The organism is Achromobacter sp. ACRQX (genome assembly GCF_022346505.1).
GTDB classification, from domain to species: domain Bacteria; phylum Pseudomonadota; class Gammaproteobacteria; order Burkholderiales; family Burkholderiaceae_B; genus Achromobacter; species Achromobacter animicus.
This window is the reverse complement of record NZ_JAKRML010000003.1, coordinates 83,934-99,333: the sequence shown is the minus strand read 5'-3', so window position 1 is coordinate 99,333 and position 15,400 is coordinate 83,934. Positions and strand designations below refer to the sequence as shown.

At 66.2% G+C, this 15,400-nt stretch carries 20 protein-coding genes; 15 read left to right on the top strand and 5 right to left on the bottom strand.

Annotated elements, in window-relative coordinates; translation table 11 throughout:
* Nucleotides 1-92: 92 nt before the first annotated feature.
* The 4 genes from MHZ91_RS04105 (at nucleotide 93) to MHZ91_RS04090 (ending at nucleotide 2,181) form a co-directional block, all read left to right on the top strand.
* Nucleotides 93-713 (top strand): DUF2239 family protein, encoded by a 621-nt coding sequence (locus MHZ91_RS04105; protein ID WP_239212576.1) that lies wholly within the window; start codon nucleotides 93-95, stop codon nucleotides 711-713.
* A gap of 131 nt (nucleotides 714-844) precedes the next feature.
* Complete coding sequence (locus MHZ91_RS04100) at nucleotides 845-1,054, top strand: hypothetical protein (RefSeq protein ID WP_239212574.1); 210 nt, start codon at nucleotides 845-847, stop codon at nucleotides 1,052-1,054.
* A gap of 125 nt (nucleotides 1,055-1,179) precedes the next feature.
* Nucleotides 1,180-1,557 carry a DCC1-like thiol-disulfide oxidoreductase family protein gene (locus MHZ91_RS04095; RefSeq protein ID WP_239212573.1) on the top strand — a complete coding sequence of 126 codons (378 nt, stop codon included), beginning with the start codon at nucleotides 1,180-1,182 and terminating at the stop codon, nucleotides 1,555-1,557.
* 123 nt (nucleotides 1,558-1,680) lie between these two features.
* Entirely contained in the window at nucleotides 1,681-2,181 is a 501-nt protein-coding gene (locus tag MHZ91_RS04090) for a hypothetical protein (RefSeq protein WP_239212572.1), read from the top strand.
* On the opposite strand, the gene MHZ91_RS04085 is transcribed toward MHZ91_RS04090, so the two are convergent.
* The 3 genes from MHZ91_RS04085 to MHZ91_RS04075 all read right to left on the bottom strand — a co-directional run bounded on the left by MHZ91_RS04085 (nucleotide 2,171) and on the right by MHZ91_RS04075 (nucleotide 4,254).
* Nucleotides 2,171-2,572 (bottom strand): Imm1 family immunity protein, encoded by a 402-nt coding sequence (locus MHZ91_RS04085; RefSeq protein WP_175136215.1) that lies wholly within the window; start codon nucleotides 2,570-2,572, stop codon nucleotides 2,171-2,173. The genes MHZ91_RS04090 and MHZ91_RS04085 overlap by 11 nt on opposite strands.
* A gap of 133 nt (nucleotides 2,573-2,705) precedes the next feature.
* The gene (locus MHZ91_RS04080; RefSeq protein WP_239212571.1) at nucleotides 2,706-3,803 is read right to left on the bottom strand and encodes a PHB depolymerase family esterase; all 1,098 of its coding nucleotides are present in this window, start codon (nucleotides 3,801-3,803) and stop codon (nucleotides 2,706-2,708) included.
* 28 nt (nucleotides 3,804-3,831) lie between these two features.
* Complete coding sequence (locus MHZ91_RS04075) at nucleotides 3,832-4,254, bottom strand: CopG family transcriptional regulator (protein ID WP_175121184.1); 423 nt, start codon at nucleotides 4,252-4,254, stop codon at nucleotides 3,832-3,834.
* Between the two features lie 63 nt (nucleotides 4,255-4,317).
* Between MHZ91_RS04075 and MHZ91_RS04070 the strand changes: the two genes are divergently transcribed.
* The gene (locus tag MHZ91_RS04070) at nucleotides 4,318-4,488 is read left to right on the top strand and encodes a hypothetical protein (RefSeq protein WP_218344323.1); all 171 of its coding nucleotides are present in this window, start codon (nucleotides 4,318-4,320) and stop codon (nucleotides 4,486-4,488) included.
* Between the two features lie 13 nt (nucleotides 4,489-4,501).
* Here MHZ91_RS04070 and MHZ91_RS04065 read toward each other — a convergent pair whose 3' ends face one another.
* Nucleotides 4,502-5,413, bottom strand: coding sequence for a LysR family transcriptional regulator (locus MHZ91_RS04065; protein ID WP_175121181.1), 912 nt, complete (start codon nucleotides 5,411-5,413; stop codon nucleotides 4,502-4,504).
* Nucleotides 5,414-5,586: 173 nt separating this feature from the next.
* On the opposite strand from MHZ91_RS04065, the gene MHZ91_RS04060 reads away from it, so the two are divergent.
* Entirely contained in the window at nucleotides 5,587-6,582 is a 996-nt protein-coding gene (locus MHZ91_RS04060; protein ID WP_175183743.1) for a tripartite tricarboxylate transporter substrate binding protein, read from the top strand.
* Between the two features lie 57 nt (nucleotides 6,583-6,639).
* A complete protein-coding gene (locus tag MHZ91_RS04055; protein WP_239212570.1) occupies nucleotides 6,640-7,605 on the top strand; it encodes a 2-hydroxyacid dehydrogenase in 966 nt (321 codons plus the stop codon).
* A gap of 60 nt (nucleotides 7,606-7,665) precedes the next feature.
* Here MHZ91_RS04055 and MHZ91_RS04050 read toward each other — a convergent pair whose 3' ends face one another.
* Nucleotides 7,666-7,947, bottom strand: a complete 282-nt coding sequence (locus tag MHZ91_RS04050) for a hypothetical protein (protein ID WP_239212569.1) — start codon at nucleotides 7,945-7,947, stop codon at nucleotides 7,666-7,668.
* 170 nt (nucleotides 7,948-8,117) lie between these two features.
* Between MHZ91_RS04050 and MHZ91_RS04045 the strand changes: the two genes are divergently transcribed.
* The 8 genes from MHZ91_RS04045 to MHZ91_RS04010 all read left to right on the top strand — a co-directional run bounded on the left by MHZ91_RS04045 (nucleotide 8,118) and on the right by MHZ91_RS04010 (nucleotide 15,398).
* Nucleotides 8,118-8,411 carry a hypothetical protein gene (locus MHZ91_RS04045; RefSeq protein ID WP_175136209.1) on the top strand — a complete coding sequence of 98 codons (294 nt, stop codon included), beginning with the start codon at nucleotides 8,118-8,120 and terminating at the stop codon, nucleotides 8,409-8,411.
* 67 nt (nucleotides 8,412-8,478) lie between these two features.
* The gene (locus MHZ91_RS04040; RefSeq protein WP_239212568.1) at nucleotides 8,479-8,781 is read left to right on the top strand and encodes a hypothetical protein; all 303 of its coding nucleotides are present in this window, start codon (nucleotides 8,479-8,481) and stop codon (nucleotides 8,779-8,781) included.
* Nucleotides 8,782-9,037: 256 nt separating this feature from the next.
* Nucleotides 9,038-10,015 carry a LysR family transcriptional regulator gene (locus MHZ91_RS04035; RefSeq protein WP_239212567.1) on the top strand — a complete coding sequence of 326 codons (978 nt, stop codon included), beginning with the start codon at nucleotides 9,038-9,040 and terminating at the stop codon, nucleotides 10,013-10,015.
* Complete coding sequence (locus tag MHZ91_RS04030) at nucleotides 10,012-11,487, top strand: NAD(P)/FAD-dependent oxidoreductase (protein ID WP_239212566.1); 1,476 nt, start codon at nucleotides 10,012-10,014, stop codon at nucleotides 11,485-11,487. The genes MHZ91_RS04035 and MHZ91_RS04030 overlap by 4 nt, the downstream gene beginning before the upstream one ends.
* The gene (locus MHZ91_RS04025) at nucleotides 11,484-12,458 is read left to right on the top strand and encodes an ABC transporter permease (protein WP_239212564.1); all 975 of its coding nucleotides are present in this window, start codon (nucleotides 11,484-11,486) and stop codon (nucleotides 12,456-12,458) included. Before MHZ91_RS04030 ends, MHZ91_RS04025 begins: the two co-directional genes overlap by 4 nt.
* Entirely contained in the window at nucleotides 12,455-13,372 is a 918-nt protein-coding gene (locus MHZ91_RS04020; RefSeq protein WP_175136206.1) for an ABC transporter permease, read from the top strand. The genes MHZ91_RS04025 and MHZ91_RS04020 overlap by 4 nt, the downstream gene beginning before the upstream one ends.
* Nucleotides 13,369-14,382, top strand: a complete 1,014-nt coding sequence (locus tag MHZ91_RS04015) for an ABC transporter ATP-binding protein (RefSeq protein ID WP_175121173.1) — start codon at nucleotides 13,369-13,371, stop codon at nucleotides 14,380-14,382. Before MHZ91_RS04020 ends, MHZ91_RS04015 begins: the two co-directional genes overlap by 4 nt.
* Nucleotides 14,379-15,398, top strand: a complete 1,020-nt coding sequence (locus tag MHZ91_RS04010) for an ABC transporter ATP-binding protein (RefSeq protein WP_175136204.1) — start codon at nucleotides 14,379-14,381, stop codon at nucleotides 15,396-15,398. The genes MHZ91_RS04015 and MHZ91_RS04010 overlap by 4 nt, the downstream gene beginning before the upstream one ends.
* Nucleotides 15,399-15,400 lie beyond the last annotated feature (2 nt).

The following is a 15,400-nucleotide window of genomic DNA, read 5'->3' as shown; positions in this document are numbered from 1 at the left end:
CGGTTCACGCGCCTTAGCGTTTTATCCGGATTCTATTGACAGCTGTTTTTACCCGGGCAATAATCCCCCCATCAAATTACCCGGATATAAATATGCCTTCCCCCCTCCCCGATTCCCACACCGCCTTCGAAGGCCATCGGATGCTGGCGGCCGGCGCCCTCGCCGACGTGGCGCTGGCCGTCAGGCAGGCGCTGAACGCGCGCCGCAACGACGCGGTGCTGGTTTTCGAGGACACGACCGGCAAGCAGATCGACCTCGACCTTCGCGGCGACGACGCGCAGATCGTCGCCCGCCATACGCCAACGGACGTTGTTGCCCCCGCGATTGACGACGCGCAACCCGGCGACACCCCGCGAGGCCGAGGCCGGCCGAAGCTCGGCGTAGTGCCCCGCGAAGTGACCTTGTTGCCTCGCCATTGGGATTGGCTAAGCGCCCAACCCGGCGGCGCGTCGGTGGCGCTGCGCAAGCTGGTGGAGCAAGCCCGCCGCGACAACGAGGCGCAGGATGCGCGGCGCCAACGCCAGGAAGCCGCCTACCGGTTCATGTCGAGCCTGGCCGGCGACCTGCCGGGTTTCGAGGGTGCGACGCGTGCGCTCTATGCCGATGACCGCGATGCGTACGCCCGGCACGTCGCACAGTGGCCGAAGGATGTGCGCCGCTATGCGGCCGAACTGGCGTGGGGCGCACACGAAGGGTCATCCGAAAGCGCTTGATCCCGGCACGGGTCCGCGCCGCGCTACGGCAAGACTTGCCAAGCTGTTGCAATTGAAGCCTGGAGAATCGCGGACCGCGGGCGTAACGTGAAAACGCGGCATATGCCGCGTTGCCTTTGCAGGTGCGCACCATGACGCCCACGACTTCCCGCCCCGATCCCCATCACGCGGCCCCGGCCCCCGCGCCCGACACGCATGCGCCGCCGCATGCGGAAAAAGAGCGCGCAAAGTCCGATCACCAGCACGAAGAAGCCCGGCGCAAGGCGCTGGTCGGTTCCCAGCACAAGGAGAACATGCGCGCCGTGGCGGCGCCGCGCTATCACGGACATCGGGGCGGCTGAAGGCGCCGGTTCCCGCGCTTGCCGGCCGCGCGCATTTCGACAGCGCGCTCGTCGGCAACGCGCCCCGCGGACCGCCCGAACGGATTTTTGCGGTATGTTTCTGCAAACCCCGACGGATCCCGACGATGCAGTCCGACGAAAACTACCTTCTCTATGACGGCGATTGCCCCTTCTGCTCGAACTACGTGCGGATGATGCGGCTGCGCAAGGCCGCTGGGCCTGTCGCCATGCTGAACATGCGCGACCATCCCGATCTGGCCGCGCACCATCGCGCGCAAGGCTATGACCTGAACCAGGGCATGCTATTGCACCTGGACGGCCGCGACTACTGGGGCGCGGACGCCATCCACCGGCTGGCCTTGCTCAGCACGGGCAGCGATATGTTCAATCGCCTGAACGCCACCATCTTCAGCAACGCGTGCCTGTCCAAGGCGCTCTATCCTTTCATGCGCACCGGCCGCAGCCTGACGCTGACGTTGCTGGGCAAGAAAAAGATGCCTTGACACGCTTGCGGCGCAATTTCCGCACAATGCTGACGGCCAGGCGCACGCCTGCGGAACGCTCGTCCGCAAGTAGCAGGCCGGCCACCCGCAAGCCTATACACCCTGACAACCGGAACTGACCTGATGATCTATTTCTTTGGCGCCCTGCTTCTCGCGTCTACGCTGGCCGCTGCCGTCTACCGCCGCATGCAGCGCAGACCCGAGGACTCCGGCCGCGCCATGTCGCGCGACATGCTGTCGGGCGCCGCGATCTTCGCATTCATGGGACCGGCCGTCGCCATAGTGCTCATCGCTGTGACCATGTCGATCGGCGCCCAGGATCCGGAACTGCTCCTGTTCGGTCTCTATGGGCTGCCGTGGGCGTATCTGTTTGGCGGTGTGCCGGCGCTCTTTTGCGGGCTGACGGCGGGCGCGCTCAAGCCCATCGCGCCGTCCTGGCTGGCCGTCCTGCGCATGGGGCTCATTGGCGCGGCGTATGCCTTTGTCTTTTTGCTGACGTTTGGCAGCCGCGACAGGTCGTTGGCAGCGCTGGGATTTCCGCTGTTCATGGGCGCCCTGCCCGCCGCAGTCGCCGGTCTGCTGTGCGCGCGGGTGTTCTACGGCAAGCCGGTGACTATTCGCTAGCCCAATTCAAATCCGGCGACGCGGCGCCGTGCGCATGAAAGTACAACAGCGCGGACGCCGCCTTGGAACGGTCCACGCACTGGTACTGCGGATAACTGCCTGATTGTCCACCCGCCACCAGGTCCTGGTCGTGATCTTCGGATTTGGCGGGGTCGATCAGCGTGTGGATCCGCGTGTCGCCGCCGGAGGAGATGAACACGACATAGGCGCCATCACCGCCGCCGATCGACATGACCGTGTCGTCATCAATCACGAAGGCGGTCGAACTGAAGACCGCGCCATCCAGTCTGTCCAGGGCGGCGAGCAGGTCGCCCTCGGTCGGGGATTCATGGGCGCGGGTCTGTTCCTGGTCGCCTTGACGCATTTCTTCGATGATTCTGACGATTTTCACGGTGCTCCATTCGCCGGCTGGCGGCGCGTTGAGGGGTGGTCGCATGCAAGGGATCACATGCAAGGGGAATCACGGCCGATACTACATTGGCCGCGATCCAAGCCGCCATTGACCACGCTGGAACGCTAGCGAATCACTGAGCGCGCGACGTGCGCGCGAAGAAGAATCGCAGCATCTCGGCCGTCGCATCCGGACCGGTCCGATCCGTGTAGGACCCTTGCTCCGAGCCGCCAGCCCAGGCATGGCCGGCGCCGTGGACATCCCAGCGTTCGGCGACGATGTTGCCCGCCGCATCGCGGTATACATGCTGCGTGCTGTCGCGCATGCTGCCCGCGCCTGCCACGCGAACGGTTTCGACACGCGCGTTGGGCCCGACGCTGGCTGCGATCACGTTGCCGGCATTGGCGGGATTGACGGTGGCGTCGCGATCGCCGTGGAACACGATGACCGGCACGCCGTTGCCGGCCGGTGCGGCGGGTTTCAGGCCCACGCCCTTCATGGCGGACAGCGCCGAAGGCAGGTCCGTCGCCGCGCCAGCGGCCAACCCCGAATGCACACCTGCCGCCGCATACAGTTCGGGATAAGCGCCCGCCAGAATCGCTGCCATCGCCCCGCCCGCCGACAGTCCCGCGACATACACGCGCGTGGGATCAATGTTGTGGGCGGCGATCACCTCGCGCGTCATGCCCGCAAGGATGGACGGCTCGCCCCGGCCTGGCTGCTGGTGGTTGTGCTTGAACCAGTTCCAGCACTTCTGCGGATTGGCGTCGCGCGATTGGATGGGATACAGCACATGGAAGCCCTTCTCGCGCGCAGCCGCATTCATGGCGGTGCCCGCGGCGAAATCGTCTGCGTCCTGCGTGCATCCGTGCAGCATGACCACCAGCGGACGCGGCGTGCCATCCGGGTTGGGCGGCACATACAGCTTGTAGGCGCGCTGCCCGGACGAATTGCGGAATGACCCCGCCGTGAACGTATCGCCCGCGGCGGCAGGTTTTGGGGCGGACTGCGCAGCGTCGCCGGAAACGTGCGGCGCCGCGCTGGAAGCTTGGGCGGTATCCGGAACTTCCCAAGCCTCCACGTCGATGACGTCGGCATCGTCCTGCCGGGCAGGCGCGGCAGCCAGGCCGTTTCGCAGGGCGGCCTGAATGGCGGCGGTTGCTGCCGTCAGATCGCCGGCTTGGGTGAGCTGGGTAGCCCGGTGCATGAGGTGCTGAAAATCAGGGTGCATGGCGTGACCTTTTTTCGCGCCGCGGGGATCAGCGGATGCGCTGACGCAGGGCGGCTTTGACGGCGGGGCTGGCATGTAGCGCCCCCAGTACCGTCAGGGATTCGATCGTGGCGAGCGCAAGCTCGGGCGTGACGTCGGAGGCAATGGTTGCCAGGCCCAGCACCCGGATCTGAAGCATTTCGCCCGCGGTCTGGACCGCGAGCAAATCCTGGGCGGTGTAGTGCTGGATACCCAGCACCAGCGTCTTGCGGCTGACGGCCTGGCGCACGGCGTCGCCGTGGGTGGCAAGTTGATTGCGGATGGCCGTGCGGATGAGGTCCGTGCGGTTGGCGTAGAACCCTTCCTGGACGAGCAGATCGATCTGGCCCAGGTCGACATAACCCAGGTTGATGGTGATTTTTTCGTCCGCAGGCTTGGGCGTGGAGGCGAGTTGAGAGGTGCGAGGCGGCATGGAGCGAATCATAAACCATCCACTTGGATGGTCTATGGATGTTTCAACTTGATATATCCGCGAATGGACAACGCAGGGAATGGACAACCCCAGGATTACGGCGACACCCGCAACCTGCTCATTGTGGAAATCGGCAAGGACTGGGCCCCCCGCCCGGACGACAAGATCGAACACTGGTTGGCCAGCCACGTCGGCGCGCCGTTGTCCGCGCCGAACCGCCCCAAGCGCCGCTAGATAGAAGTCTGGCTCACGCCTGTCCGGGGCTTCCGACAGTTTCCGGGCTGTTTCGCTTGGCCACGCGCTGCAGAAATGCATCCAGCGCCGGATTATCGTGCTGCGCGTGCCAGGCAAGGTACATGTCCGCGTAGAGATCGCGCTGGCCAATCGGCCGGAACACTACGCCTTCAAACCGCAGCTCGCGCGCGGAATCCGGCACGAGGCCCACGCCCAGCCCGGCTCGCACCAGCGCCAGCAACGTATGCGTCTGCCCGGCGCGCTGCACATACTGCGGCTGCACGTCCGCCAGGCCGAAAGCGCCCACGATGCGGTCGTAGAAATACTTGCCTTCGCGGGGCGAATACAGCACGAATGGCTGCCCCTGCAGCAACCGCAGCGGCACGATGGCGTGCTCGCACAAGGGCGAATCGGCGGGCAGCGCCAGCACCAGCGGTTCACGCTCAAGCAGGCGCGATTCGATGCCTGCCTGTTGCGGCACGCTGCGCGCCAGGATGGCATCCAGTTCGTGAGCCAGCAGCAGGCGGCTCAACTCGGTCGTCACGGTTTCGCGCAACTGGATCTCGACGCCCGGCAGCAGCTTGCGCGCCTGCACGATCAGCGACGGCATCAGGCGATACGAAGCCACGGCCGTGAAGCCCAGCCTGATGTGGCCGGCTTCGCCGCCGGACGTGCGGCGCGCGGTGGCGGCGGCCTGCGCCGAAAACTCAAGCAAATGGCGTGCATCGCGCAGAAAGCGCCGTCCGGCGGCGCTGAGCACCACCTGCCGGCTGTTGCGCTCGAACAGGGTCACGCCCAGGTCCTGCTCCAGCAGCTGGATCTGGCGCGAGAGCGGCGGTTGCGTCATGCACAGGCGCTCGGCGGCGCGGCCGAAGTGCAATTCTTCGGCAACCGCAATGAAGCACTCGAGCTGGCGGAATTCCATCGATTCAATCCTTGAATTGATTGATGCTATTTATAGCTCGAACGGCTATCCATGGACAGGCATCCCTATACTCGGCTGCAGGGCTGAATTCCGGCCCGCGAAGCATCAGGAGCCTTACCCGCAGCACCATTTTTGCGGCCTCGCCGCCATCAACGCCATAAAAGAGAAAATCCATGGAGACAAAGAACACCGCCCGGATTCGCGTCCGGCTCCTCGCCGCGGCGCTGGCCCTGGCTGCCACCGCCGCCTTGCCGCACGCGGCCAGCGCCGCAGGGTACCCGGAACGCCCGATCAATCTGATCGTCCCCTTCTCACCCGGCGGCGGCACCGACATCTCAGCGCGCCTGCTGGCCGCGGCCCTGGGTGAAAAATTCTCGTCGTCGGTGGTGGTGGACAACCGCCCGGGCGCCGGCGGCCAGATCGCCGCCGACCTGGTGGCCCGTTCGCAGCCCGATGGCTACACGCTGCTGTTCGCGAACTCGGGCATGCTGGCGATCAACCCCTGGATCTACAAACTGCACTCCGACCCGGTGAAGGCGTTTGCGCCCGTGTCGCTGTTTTCGGACCTGCCGTTCGTGCTGGTGGTGCCCGCCAGCCTGCCGGCCAAGAACGTCGCGGAGCTGGTGACGCTGACCAAGTCCCAGCCCGGCAAGCACACCTTTGCCAGCTCGGGCACGGGCGGCGCGCCCCACCTGTCCGGCGAGATCTTCCAGGAAGCCACCGGCGTGGATCTGGTGCACGTGCCCTACAAGGGCGGCGGCCCGGCGATGACCGATCTGATGGCCGGGCGCGTCGACATGCTGTTCGCGTCAGTCCTGGAGACCATGCCGTACGTCACGGCCGGCAAGCTGCGCGCGCTGGCCGTGACCGGTGCGACTCGCTCGCCCGCGATGCCGGACGTGCCCACCATCGACGAAGCCGGCGTCAAGAACGCGCAGAGCGGCTCGTGGACGGCAGTGCTGGCGCCGGCCGGCACGCCGCAGGCCGTGATCGACAAGCTGTCCGAGGCGATCCGCGCCGTGGCGGCCGATCCCGCGGTCAAGGCCAAGCTCGAATCGCAGGGCGCCGTCGCCCACGGATCGACACCCAAGGAGCTGCAGGATCTGGCCGCTAGCGAGCGCGAACGCTATGGGCAGATAATCAAGTCCCGCAACATCCAGACCAACTGATTCCGGTCCCGGCCCGCCTCGGCGGGCCTTTCCTTCTTACCTACATAAGCCGTATCCATGACTGCATCCCTTCCCGCCTCCGCCGCCGATCTGCTGATGGTCGGTCCCCTGCTGCCTGAACTGGTGGCCGACCTGGAATCGCGCTACCGCGTTCATCGCCTCTGGGAGGCCCAGGACAAGGCGGCGCTGCTGCGCGAACATGGCGCCGCCATCCGCGGCATTGCCACCAGCGGCCGCTTCGGCGCGACAAAGGAATTGATCGACGCCCTGCCCGCCCTGGAAGGCATCTTCAGTTTTGGCGTGGGGTACGACACCATCGACATCGCGGCGGCCAAGGCGCGCAACGTCGTGGTCACCAACACGCCGGGCGTGCTGGACGCCTGCGTGGCCGATACTGCGCTGGCCCTGATGCTGTCCGTCTCGCGCCGCATCGCCGAAGCCGACCGCTTCGTGCGCGCCGGCCGCTGGCCCACTGAAGGGTTCGGCCTGGGTTCGCGCATGACCGGCAAGCGCTGCGGCATCGTCGGTCTGGGCAACATCGGCCTGCAGATCGCCCGCCGCGCGCAGGCCTTCGACATGGAGATCCTGTACACCAACCGCAAACCGCGCCCCGACGCGCCCGAGGGCTACCGCTATTGCCCGGACATCGTCGAGCTGGCTGCGCAGTGCGACTTTCTGGTGCTGGCCGTGCCGGGCGGCGGCGCGACGCGCCACATGGTGAACGCACAGGTGCTGGAAGCCCTGGGGCCGGACGGCTGGCTGATCAATATTGCGCGCGGCACGGTGGTCGACGAAGCCGCGCTGGTGGCGGCGCTGCAGAACAAACGCATTGCCGGCGCCGGCCTGGACGTGTTCGAACACGAACCCGCCACGCCTCCGGAACTGAACGCCATGGACAACGTGGTGATGCTGCCGCACATTGCCAGCGGCACCCACGAAACACGCCGCGCGATGGCGGACCTGATGCGCGCAAATCTGGATTCGTGGTTCCGCGAAGGCCAGGTGCATACGCGCGTGGTGTAACGCGCAACAGCTGACTACTGAGGCTTGCGCGGCCTGCCGGATTGACCGGCAGGCCATTTTTCAGGCGGCTTCCACCGCCGGCGGATCGATGGACCGTTGCGGGGCGGGCGTGGTGCGATCACAAAGTGCCCAACCCGATGCCGGGTTGCGCCGGTCGTGCAGATAATCCCAATTGGCGCCGCATTCGCCGCACGTGAATGCCTCGTGCGTGACGCCGCGTTGCGCCAGGGGCAACGACCGGACATGGCCCAGGCTGATCAGGTTTTCATGCCCCGGCGCCCCCGCCTGATCCACGGTGATGGCCGCGCATTGGCCGCACAGCATCGCTCCACTCCCTTTCATTTTGCTTTCACGGAATGGTACGGACGAGGGAGCTTCAAAGGCTCAACAATTCTCACATTCGGTAGTGCGGAGTTACCCGTTCCCACGAAGCGGGCGCCATTGCTGTAAACACCGACGCCTGCCTTTCATCCCGGCGGACTATACTGGATAAATAAACAGTATTTTCCGCCATGCCGTTCAAAAACCCCCTTTCCCACGCCGACCTGCGGTGCATCCGCGAGCGTCAGCCCTGGAACCCCGATGTGATCACCCTGCTTTGGGAGGTCAAGCGGCTGCGTTCGATCCTGCTGCGCGCTTATCAGCTATCCGGCGACTTCAAGCGCCCGGCCGGCATCACCGGCGAGCTCTACGACGATTTCATACGCGACCTGCACCGCGAACCCTGCGTGCTGGAGCGCGACGACATGAAAGACGCGCTGCTGGAACCCTCCAACCGGTTGCGCAAGGGGATGGCTCCCAGATAGCGCTGGAGCGCAGACGGGCGCGGGAGTATCGTCAAAGGCGCATCCTGGCCCAGAACGGAGATGTCCCATGTCTGACCATTCGCAAGCAGAATTGGAATCCGGCGCGTCACAACAGGGCAACCTCGTGCAATTCCTGCTGTGGATTGCGGCGCGTCCTCGCACCTACGCAGAGACCATGGAAGCGTGGCGTACCCACTGCCCCAGGCTGTCGGCCTGGGAAGACGCCACGGCGAATGGCCTGATCGATATGACGCAGGAACAAAGCACCGTGAAAGGCGAAGCCGTCTTGGTGCTGACAGAAAAAGGGCGCGCGCTCCTGGCCTCCCATGCGCCGATTCATGGCGCGCAAGCCGGACCGAACGGGTCCTAACGCTTCTCCCCGGCCTACCCCATTTCCATCGTTGGAATCTCGCCTGCGCTGCGCTGAATCGTCCTTCAGCGTCTGCGCCCTCTCCTGGCGCGCCGGACAGGGACCACCTCCGGACTTACCCTAAGTCCTTGAAATAACTCGCGGTAATTAAAAATGCGCGGTCATTCGCATCTAGGGAATTTACTTATGCCTTTTTAGTATTTGTAGGGTGCATACTCGAGCGGCCAGAATTCGTCCTTGGCATAAATCAAGACCAATGGAACTCCGTCAACTCGAGGCCTTTGCGGCCGTCATGTCCACCGGCAGCGTCACCGCGGCCGGACGGCTGCTGGGACGCTCGCAGCCGGCGATCAGCCGGTTGTTGCAGGAACTGGAGGCCGAAATCGGCTATCCCCTGTTCGCGCGCAGCGGTCCCCGCGTGACGCCGACCGAACAGGGGTTCCTGCTGTATGACGACGTTGAACGCGCACTGACCAGCCTGCAGCAGATCCGCGGCCGGGCCGATGAGATCGCGCGCGGCCAGGCGCAGCCGCTCCTGGTGACCGCCACGTCCGCCCTCGCCGCCGGTCTGGTGCCCGCTGCCCTCAAACGCATCGAAGACCGCCTCGGCGCCGCACGCGTGCAGTTGCGCAGCGCCTCGCCGGAACGCGTGGTGCACGCTGTGCTGTCGGGCGCCGCGCAACTGGGCGTGACCAGCCTGCCGCTGGAACACCGCGGCCTGACCGTGCACTGGATTGCCCAGGCGCCTTGCGTCGTCGCCCTGCCCGAAGACAATCCTGTGGCGCAGCATGCCGTGGTGCCGGTGTCGGCCCTTGCCGGCCGCCGACTCATCACCATGGCCAATCCCTATCGCCTGCGCCGCCGTCTGGACGCGGCCCTCTCGCACAACGTACAGGCGCTGGGCACCATCGAAACCAATTCATCCGTCAATGCCCTGGCCGCGGTCCGCGCCGGGCTTGGCGTGTCGGTGCTGGAGCCCGTGACTGCCTACGGCTCGCCGGTGGCGGGCGTGGCGATCCGGCCCATCGACCTGGACATCCCCTTCTTTTTTGGGGTCATCACCCCGCAGTCGCAAACGCTGACGCCGGCCTGCCAAGCCATGGCAGACGCACTGGCCGAAGCCGCTGCAGCCCTGCTGCCGGGCTTCGTGCTGCACGACGCCTGCGAGCATTCGGCGCTGTTGCAGTCGATCTACGGCGATGACGCCCCTGTTATGGAAACACCCGCATCATGAATCTGCCCATTGCCACCCCGCCGCAAGGCCTGCCCGCCCTGGAGGCGCGCCTTCGGCAAGATCTGTCCTGGCTGGAACTGCCCGCCAAGAACTGGGTGACGCCCCGGCTGGTCGATGGCCAGCAGGTGCTGGACGTGGCCATCGTCGGCGGCGGCATGGGCGGTCTTGCGGCGGCCGCGTCGTTGAAGCATCTGGGCATCGACGCGCCGATTTTCGATCAGGCGCCCGAAGGCTTCGAAGGCCCGTGGGCCACGACGGCCCGCATGGAGACGCTGCGCTCGCCCAAGCAACTGACCGGTCCCGCGCTCGGCCTGCCCGCCCTGACCTTCCGCGCCTGGTTCGAAGCGCAATTCGGCCTGGACGCATGGGAAGCGCTGGACAAGATCCCGCGCCTGCAATGGATGGACTACCTGCGCTGGTACCGCCGCGTGCTGAACCTGGACGTGCGCAACGAACACCGCATCCTGTCCGTGCAGCCGCGCGCCGACAAGCTGGTTGAACTGGACATCCAGTCGCCCGCCGGGCGCAGCACCGTCCTGGCCCGCCGTGTCGTGCTGGCCACCGGCCGCGACGGCCTGGGCGGCGCCTATGTGCCTGACTTTGCAAAGAAACTGCCGCGCGACCGTTGGGCGCATTCGTCCGACGTGATGGACTACAACACGCTGGCCGGCAAGCGCGTCGGCGTCGTGGGCGCGGGCGCATCCGCCATGGACAGCGCGGCGACCGCGCTGGAAGCCGGCGCGGCCAGCGTCGACCTGCTGATCCGCCGCAACGACATTCCCCGCATCAACAAGGGCAAGGGCGCGGGCAACCCAGGTCTGACCCACGGCCACCTGACGCTACCCGACGAATGGAAGTGGAAGATCCGCCACTACATCAACGCCGCGCAGGTGCCGCCCCCGCGCGGCAGCACGCTGCGCGTGTCGCGCCACCCAAACGCCTTCTTCAACCTGGGCTGTGGCGTGCTGGACCTGGCGCTGATCGATGATGAGATCCACGTCACCACGCCCAAGGGCGTGTTCGTGCTGGACTTCCTGATCTTCTCCACAGGCTTCCGAATCGACTGGACCGTGCGGCCGGAATTCGCGCCGCTCGCGCCTCACGTGCGCGCCTGGGGCGACCGCTACACGCCGCCCGCCGGCGAGGAAGATCAGGAACTGCATGACTCGCCCGACCTGGGCGCCGTCTTTGAACTGCAGGAAAAAGTGCCCGGCGCCTGCCCTGGCCTGGATCGCGTCCACTGCTTCTCGTACCCCGCCGCGCTGACGCAAGGCACGATCTCGGGCGACATCCCCGCCATCAGCGAAGGCGCCAAGCGCCTGGCGCAAGGCATCGCGGGTCTGTTCTACCGCGAAGACGTGGCCACGCACTACGCCAACATGGAAGCGTTTGCTGAGCCCGAAGTGTTCGGCGATGAATGGACCCCAGCCCCGGCGCCGGCGACCGCTTCGCAGGCGGAGACCGCACAATGACCGCATGGGTGCTACGCCGCGTGGCGCAAGCCGCCGTGGTCGTGTTCCTGATGACGCTCATCGTCTTCGTGGGGCTGCACGCCATCGGCAACCCCGTGGACATCCTGATCGGCCAGGACGTGGACCAGGTGGACCGCGCGCGCATCATCGCCGAACTTGGCCTGGACAAGCCCCTGTGGCAGCAGTACCTGGCCTTCCTGAACGGCGCGCTGCACGGCAACCTGGGCAACAGTTTCGTCTACAACATTCCGGCGATCGAACTGGTGATCCAGCGTCTGCCGGCCACGCTTGAACTGGCGATCACCGCCCTGTCGTTTGCCGTCATCGTCGGCCTGCCGCTGGGCCTGTTCGCCGGCCTGTACCCCGACAGCCGCGCGTCCAAGATGATCATGGCCGGCAGCATCGTCGGCTTCTCGCTGCCCACGTTCTGGGTGGCGCTGATGCTGATCATGGCGTTCAGCGTGTCGCTGGGCTGGCTGCCGGCCAGCGGCCGCGGCCAGACGGTGGAGTTCCTGGGCTTCCAGTGGTCGTGGCTGACGGCCGACGGCTGGCGCCACCTGATCCTGCCGGCGTTCAACCTGTCGCTCTTCAAGATCTCTTTGGTGATCCGCCTGACCCGCGCCGGCGTGCGCGACGTGATGCCGCTGGACTTCGTGAAGTTCGCGCGCGCCAAGGGCCTGTCGCCGTTCCGCGTGGTCTGTGTGCACGTGCTGCGCAACACCATGATTCCGCTGGTGACCGTGCTGGGCCTGGAACTCGGTTCGACCATCGCCTTTGCCGTCATCACCGAAAGCATCTTTGCCTGGCCCGGCGCCGGCAAGCTGATCCTGGACAGCCTGAACGCGCTGGACCGCCCCGTGATCGTGGCCTACCTGATCGTGGTGGTGTGCCTGTTCGTGACGCTGAACCTGATCGTCGACATTCTGTACAAAGTGCTGGACCCCCGGGTACGGCTGGAGGCCACGGCATGAGTTCCGTATCCAATACCGCGCAGGCGCCTGCCCTGCGCCGCGAGTCGCCGTGGCGCCGCAACCTGACCGAGTTCCTGTCGTCCAAGACGGCGGTGCTGGGCCTGGTAGTGGCCACGCTGCTGATCCTGGCTGCCGTGCTGGCGCCCTGGATCTCGCCGCAGAACCCGTATGACCTGCTGCAGATCGACGTGCTGGACTCGCGCCTGCCGCCCGGCACCATGAACGGCCTGGAGACCTTTCACTACTGGCTGGGCACCGACGGCCAGGGCCGCGACCTGTTGTCCGGCATCCTGTACGGCCTGCGCATCAGCCTGATGGTGGGCGTGGGCTCGGCGCTGATCGCCGGCATCATCGGCACGCTGCTGGGTCTGTTGGCCGCCTACGCCGGCGGCAAGGTCGACGCCTTCATCATGCGTCTCGTGGACCTGATCCTGTCGTTCCCGTCGATCCTGGTGGCCATGATGATCCTGGCCTATCTGGGCAAGGGCGTGGGCAACGTGGTGCTGACGCTCGTGATCCTGGAATGGGCCTACTACGCCCGCACCGCGCGCGGCCAGGCCCTGGTCGAACGCCGCCGCGAATACGTCGAAGCCGCCCGCTGCCTGGACATTCCCAACTGGCGGATCATGTTGAAGCACATCCTGCCCAACTGCCTGCCGCCGCTGATCGTCATCGGCACGCTGCAGATCGCGCGCGCCATCACGCTGGAAGCCACGCTGAGCTTTCTGGGCCTGGGCGTGCCGGTGACCGAACCGTCGCTGGGCCTGCTGATTTCCAACGGCTTTCAATACATGCTGTCCGGCGAATACTGGATCAGCTTCTACCCCGGCATCGCGCTGCTCATCACCATCGTGGCGATCAACCTGGTGGGCGACCGCCTGCGCGACGTGCTGAACCCGAGGACCCACAAATGACCGACCGCACCGCCTCGGCTGGCGCGCCGGCCACGCTTGAAGTGCGCAACCTGCGCACGCAGTTCCATACCCGCGCGGGCGTGCTGCCCGCAGTGGATGGCGTCTCTTTTAAGCTGGAACGCGGCAAGATTCTGGGCCTGGTCGGCGAATCCGGCTCGGGCAAGTCCGTGACGGGCTTCTCCATCATGGGGCTGGTCGATGCGCCGGGCCGTATCGCCGGCGGCGAGGTCCTGTTCCAGGGCCGCGACCTGACCAAGCTGGCGCCGCGCGAGTTGCGCAAGCTGCAGGGCAACCGCATCGCGATGATCTTCCAGGATCCGATGATGACGCTGAACCCCGTGCTGCGGGTGGACGTGCAGATGATCGAGACCGTGCGCGCCCATAACAAGATGAGCAAGGCCGAGGCCCGCATCCTGGCGCGCGACACGCTGGGCATGATGGGCATTCCCAGCCCCGAGGAACGCCTGCTGGCCTACCCGCATCAACTGTCCGGCGGCATGCGCCAGCGCGTGGCCATTGCCATTGCCATGCTGCACCGCCCGGATCTCATCATTGCTGACGAACCCACCACCGCGCTGGACGTCACCATCCAGGCGCAGATCCTGTCCGAAGTGCAGAAGCTCGCGCAGCAGCACGGCACCAGCCTCATCTGGATCACGCACGATCTTTCCGTGGTGGCCGGCCTGGCCGACGACGTGGCCGTCATGTACGCCGGCCGCATCGTCGAACACGGCAAGGTCGACGACGTGCTGGACCGTCCGCAGCACCCGTACACCGTGGGTCTGATCGACAGCCTGCCCAGCAACAACCAGCGCGGGCAGCGCCTGCGCCAGATTCCCGGCATGACGCCGAACCTGCTGCACCTGCCGGCCGGCTGTGCGTTCGCGGCGCGCTGCGCGCGCGCCACTGCCGCCTGCGGCCAGCAACCCGGCATCACCCAAGCCTTACCCGACCACGACGTGCGCTGCTTCCATCCTTCCATCCAGATCCACCGCGAGGTGGCGGCATGAGCGCAACCGCCAACGCCCCCACCCCGCTGATCGACCTGCGCCAGGTCAGCAAGCGCTTCGGCGAACGCAAGATCGGCGCCGCCGGCCGCGCGATGCAATCGCTGGGCCTGTCCAAGCCGCCCGCCATCACGCGTGCCGTGGACCATGTCGATCTCATCGTGAACCCGGGCGAAGTCGTCGGCCTGGTCGGCGAATCCGGCTGCGGCAAGTCCACGCTGGGCCGCATCGCGGCCGGCCTGCTCACGCCGTCGGGCGGCGAGGTCCGCATCAACGGCGTGCGCCCGGCCGACATGAACGCGGCCGAAGCCCACGCCGCGCGCCTGAAGGTGCAGATGATCTTCCAGGACCCCTATGCCAGCCTCAACCCGCGCCTGCGCGTGGACGAGATCGTCGGCGAAGCGGCGCGCATTCATGGTCTGGTCGGCAACGGCGACTTCGACGACTACGTCAGCGCGCAACTCGAGCGCGCGGGCCTGGACCCCGCCCTGCGCCAGCGCTATCCGCACCAGTTCAGCGGCGGCCAGCGCCAACGCATCGGCATTGCCCGCGCGCTGGCCGTGCAGCCGTCCATGCTGGTCTGCGACGAGGCCGTGGCAGCGCTGGATGTGTCGATCCAGGCGCAGATCCTGAACCTGTTCATGGACCTGCGCGAAGAGCTGAACCTGACGTATCTCTTCATCAGCCACGACCTGGGTGTGGTCGAACACCTGTCCGACCGCGTCGTCATCATGTACCTGGGCCGCGTCGTGGAAACGGCGACGGTGGAAGAAGTCTTCCAGCGTCCCAACCACCCGTACACCCAGGCGCTGCTGGCCGAGATTCCCACCCTGAAGTCGCGCCACAAGACCTTTACCGCGATCAAGGGCGAGATCCCCAGCCCGCTCAACCCGCCTACCGGCTGCCATTTCCATCCGCGATGTCCGCACGCGATGCCGCGCTGCAAGACCGAGGTTCCCACATTGAAGGGAATCGCCATCAACCACCTAAGCGCCTGTCACCTGAACGACATGGCCTGACG